The organism is Herbaspirillum lusitanum P6-12, from assembly GCF_000256565.1.
GTDB lineage: Bacteria > Pseudomonadota > Gammaproteobacteria > Burkholderiales > Burkholderiaceae_D > Herbaspirillum > Herbaspirillum lusitanum.
Genome location: NZ_AJHH01000476.1, coordinates 1 through 2,121, shown reverse-complemented (window position 1 = coordinate 2,121; position 2,121 = coordinate 1). Strand labels below are relative to the sequence as shown.

Below are 2,121 nucleotides of genomic sequence, written 5' to 3'. Positions count from 1 at the left end.
GTGCAAAGCGTTTGCCGGTGGCCGAATTCCTCAAAGGCTTTGCACTGTCGGACGGCACGTTCCGATAACGCAGTTTCTGCGGAGAGACAATGGATCAATTGGCGGCAATGCGCATTTTCAGGCGCGTGGTGGAAAGCGGCGGGTTCTCGGCCGCCGCCGACGCGCTCGACATTTCGCACACGGTGGTGTCGCGCCAGGTGCGCCAGCTTGAGGAGTTGCTCGGCGCGCAGTTGCTCAACCGCACCACACGGCGCTTTTCGCTGACTGAGGTCGGCCAGCTTTATTACCAGCGCTGCATCGACATCATCGACCAGGTGGAAGACGCTGCACGCGTCGTTTCGCATCATCATGCGCGGCCGTACCCATTGGCCGGCGTACTGCGCATCAATGCGCCGATGGTGTTCGGCACGCTGGAAATGCCCAACTGGCTGCCGCAGTTCATGCAGGCGTATCCCGAACTGAAAGTCGACGTGGTTTGCAACGACCGCTTTGTCGACCTCATCAGCGAAGAGTTCGACGTTGGCTTGCGCATCACGCGCTCTTTGCCCGACTCGACGCTGGTGGCCAAGCGGCTGACGGTCAGCGAGATGGCGCTGGTGGCAACGCCCGCCTATCTGGAAAAGCACGGTACGCCGCGCGAACCGAAGGATTTGCAGCAACACAATTTCCTGGCGTATTCGCTCGCGCTGCAAACCACCGAACTCGTGTTCACCGGCCCCGACGGCCGGGAGCAGCTGGTCAGTCTGAGCGGCAACGTCCAGGCCAACACCGGCCTGATCGTTTGCGCCGCCGCGCGCGCCGGTATGGGTATCACGGCATCGGCCACTTTCGTGGTGCACGAGGACCTGAAGCGCGGCGAGCTGGTCGAAGTGCTGCCCGAATACCGGCTGCAGTCGCGCGATTTGTATGTGCTGTATCCGCGAAACCATCACCTCTCGCCCAAGGTGCGCGCCTTCGTTGATTTCCTGGCGGACTACTACGCTACGCCGCGCTGGCCTGTGTAGAAAGGCGCTCAGACGAGAAAAAGGCTGCACCCGCAAAGGTGCAGCCTTTTCTTCATTCATGCAGCGGGATTACTTTTTCTCGACCGGCACCAGGTCGAAATGATCGGCCTGATACTGGAACAGCAGGCAGTCCTCGCCCTTGGCGCAACCGCTGTAATGCGGCATGCTGGCCGGCAGGTTATAGAACGAACCGGCCGGATACTCGATGCGCTTGCCGTCAATGACGGCGTAGAACGTACCTTTCAGGACCACGGTCGGGAGGTTCTGCGTGTGCAGGTGATAAGGATTGTCCTTGCCAGCCGGGAAAATCACGAAGGCGTCATAAGCGCCCTTGCCGGTAATGCTGCCGCGCACGTCGGCTACCTTGATGCCGCCGGTGCCGGGCAGTTCACGCCACTTCAGATCGGCGGCCGGGAAGGAAACCAGCGGCTGGGCGACAGGCTTGCCGGCTTTGGTGTTGTTGCCTGCGAAGCTGGCGCCGGCTGCGGCCAGTAACAGCAAGGCGCTTGCGATATGTTTCATGATGATTCTTTCAGTGTGGGAGATTTACTGCACTTGCAGTTCGAGAATGGCGCTGGTGTCGAGCACGTCGCCGAAAGTATCGGCGATGGTCGTCAGCGCGCCGCGATGCAGGACGTCATGCGTAATAACGCCACCGCCAGGTGCATCCAGGTCGCGCGTGGCCGAGGCGTCAGCGGCCACGATCACTTCGTAACCGGCAGGAACTGCGTCGCGCGCAGCGCCGGCCACGCAGGCATGCGTCATGAGGCCGGAAATGATCAGCGTCTTGACGCTGGCGGCCTTCAGTTGCGCATCGATATCGGTGGTCGGGAATACGCTGACCGAGCTTTTCTGCACCACGCGGTGGTGGGCGGCCGGCTGGATATCCTGGTGGATGGCGACGGTATCGCCGTCCACTGCGAAGATCGGCGTGCCGGATGGCGTTACGTGCTGGACGTGGAACACGGGCATGTTGTGGCGATCGGCGAAGGCAATCAGACGCTTGGCGTTGTTCAGCGCAGCCATGCCGTCGGGGATCGGCATCTTGCCGCTGAAGTATTCATTCTGAAAATCAATGACCAGCAGCGCGGTGCCGGCAGCTTGCAGCGCGACCGGC

Annotated in this window: 3 protein-coding genes; 1 reads left to right on the top strand and 2 read right to left on the bottom strand. The window is 61.4% G+C overall.

Annotated elements, in window-relative coordinates:
* Nucleotides 1-89: 89 nt before the first annotated feature.
* Nucleotides 90-1,004, top strand: a complete 915-nt coding sequence (locus HLUSI_RS0115920; RefSeq protein WP_016834917.1) for a LysR family transcriptional regulator — start codon at nucleotides 90-92, stop codon at nucleotides 1,002-1,004.
* Between the two features lie 69 nt (nucleotides 1,005-1,073).
* Here HLUSI_RS0115920 and HLUSI_RS0115915 read toward each other — a convergent pair whose 3' ends face one another.
* On the bottom strand, nucleotides 1,074-1,526 hold the full coding sequence (locus HLUSI_RS0115915; RefSeq protein ID WP_016834916.1) for a cupin domain-containing protein: 453 nt from the start codon (nucleotides 1,524-1,526) through the stop codon (nucleotides 1,074-1,076).
* Between the two features lie 24 nt (nucleotides 1,527-1,550).
* Nucleotides 1,551-2,121: cysteine hydrolase family protein (locus HLUSI_RS0115910; RefSeq protein WP_016834915.1), on the bottom strand; the 571-nt coding region annotated here is incomplete at its 5' end.